The organism is Nocardiopsis sp. TNDT3, from assembly GCF_003427465.1.
GTDB lineage: Bacteria > Actinomycetota > Actinomycetes > Streptosporangiales > Streptosporangiaceae > Nocardiopsis > Nocardiopsis dassonvillei.
Genome location: NZ_QPFC01000527.1, coordinates 1 through 1,598 on the forward strand (window position 1 = coordinate 1; position 1,598 = coordinate 1,598).

The 1,598-nt window shown below is 70.2% G+C and carries 2 protein-coding genes; both read right to left on the reverse strand.

Features of this window, described 5'->3' with window-relative positions; translation table 11 throughout:
- Positions 1-85: 85 nt before the first annotated feature.
- A complete protein-coding gene (rplA, locus tag DQW06_RS13730; RefSeq protein WP_013156099.1) occupies positions 86-763 on the reverse strand; it encodes a 50S ribosomal protein L1 in 678 nt (225 codons plus the stop codon).
- A 120-nt stretch (positions 764-883) separates the two neighbouring features.
- Positions 884-1,312 (reverse strand): 50S ribosomal protein L11, encoded by a 429-nt coding sequence (gene rplK / locus DQW06_RS13735; protein ID WP_013156098.1) that lies wholly within the window; start codon positions 1,310-1,312, stop codon positions 884-886.
- Between the last annotated feature and the right edge of the window lie 286 nt (positions 1,313-1,598).

A 1,598-nucleotide genomic window follows, 5' to 3' on the forward strand; every position in this document is an offset into this window, starting at 1 on the left:
AAAAACCCCGGGGGAAGCGGAGCGGCCCCCGCCGTCCTCTCGGACTGCGGGGGCCGCTCTCGTCTGCGCTGGGCAGCCGCGAAGGCTAGACCTCGAGCGGGATGCTCGGGCCCATGGACGTGGAGACCACGGCCTTCTTGATGTAGCGGCCCTTGGCGGCGGACGGCTTGAGGCGGTTCACCTCGTCGATCGCGGCCTGGTAGTTCTCCAGGAGCTTCTGGTCGTCGAAGGAGGCCTTGCCGATGATGAAGTGCAGGTTCCCGTGGCGGTCCACGCGGAACTCGATCTTGCCGCCCTTGATGTCGGTGACGGCCTTGGCGACGTCGGGGGTGACGGTGCCGGTCTTCGGGTTCGGCATCAGGCCGCGCGGACCGAGCACGCGGCCGAGGCGGCCGACCTTGCCCATGAGGTCCGGGGTGGCCACGACGGCGTCGAAGTCGGTGAAGCCCTTCGAGACCTTCTCGATCATCTCGTCGTCGCCGATGATGTCGGCGCCAGCCGCGAGAGCCTGCTCGGCACGCTCACCGGTCGCGAAGACCAGGACCCGAGCGGTCTTGCCGGTGCCGTTCGGCAGGTTCACGGTGCCGCGGACCATCTGGTCGGCCTTGCGCGGGTCGACGCCCAGGCGCAGGGCGACCTCGACGGTCGCGTCGAACTTGACGGTGGAGGTCTCCTTGGCGAGCTTCACGGCCTCGGCGGGGCCGTAGAGCTTGTCACGGTCCACCTGCTGGCTGGCTTTGCGGTGGTTCTTGCTGCGCTTCACTCTGTTCTCCTGGGGAACGTGTGGTCACCGGGCCAGCGCCTGGCCCTGCCACGGTGGTTCTTGAACGTCGAGCGTCCCCGGTCGCTCCGGTCTCCGCGGACCGGTGCCACCGTGCGGGGACTACTTGACCTCGATGCCCATCGAGCGGGCGGTACCGGCGACGATCTTGGCGGCGGCCTCGATGTCCTCGGTGTTGAGGTCGGGCAGCTTGGTCTGCGCGATCTCGCGGACCTGCTCGGCGGTGATGGAACCGGCGGTGCTGCGGCCCGGGTCGGTCGCGGCCTTGTCCAGACCGGCGGCCTTCAGGATCAGCTTCGGCGCCGGAGGCGTCTTGGTGACGAAGCTGAAGGAACGGTCCTCGTAGATGGAGATCTCGACGGGGATGACGTTGCCGCGCTGGGACTCCGTGGCAGCGTTGTACTGCTTGCAGAAGTCCATGATGTTGACGCCGTGCGGACCGAGCGCGGTACCGACGGGCGGCGCCGGGGTGGCCTGGCCGGCGGGGAGCTGCACCTTGACGAGTGCGGCCAGTTTCTTCTTCGGAGGCATATCGGGTCCTTTGCCTGATCTGCGTTGTGTTCTGGTCCCGTTGCCTCCCTGACGGCACCGCGCGGCCGCGGGGGCCGGGGAACCGCTGCCGAAGGAGGCGGGGACCCCGCGCTCGACGGGCGCGGGGCGCCGGCCCGCCGGGACCGGGCGGACCGGGGCGCGCCCCGCCGGAGCGGGACACGCGAGTGGGTCCGCCACGGGGCGGACCCACCAAGTCTATGCCGATCACGGAGGTGCCCTGACAGGCACCTCACGACCGCGGGGCCCGAGCCCGGGCGGCGGGGGC

Coding starts and splice junctions, on each gene's coding strand:
- rplK (WP_013156098.1), bottom strand. CDS start 1,312: ATGCCTCCGAAGAAGAAACTGGCCGCACTCGTCAAGGTGCAGCTCCCC.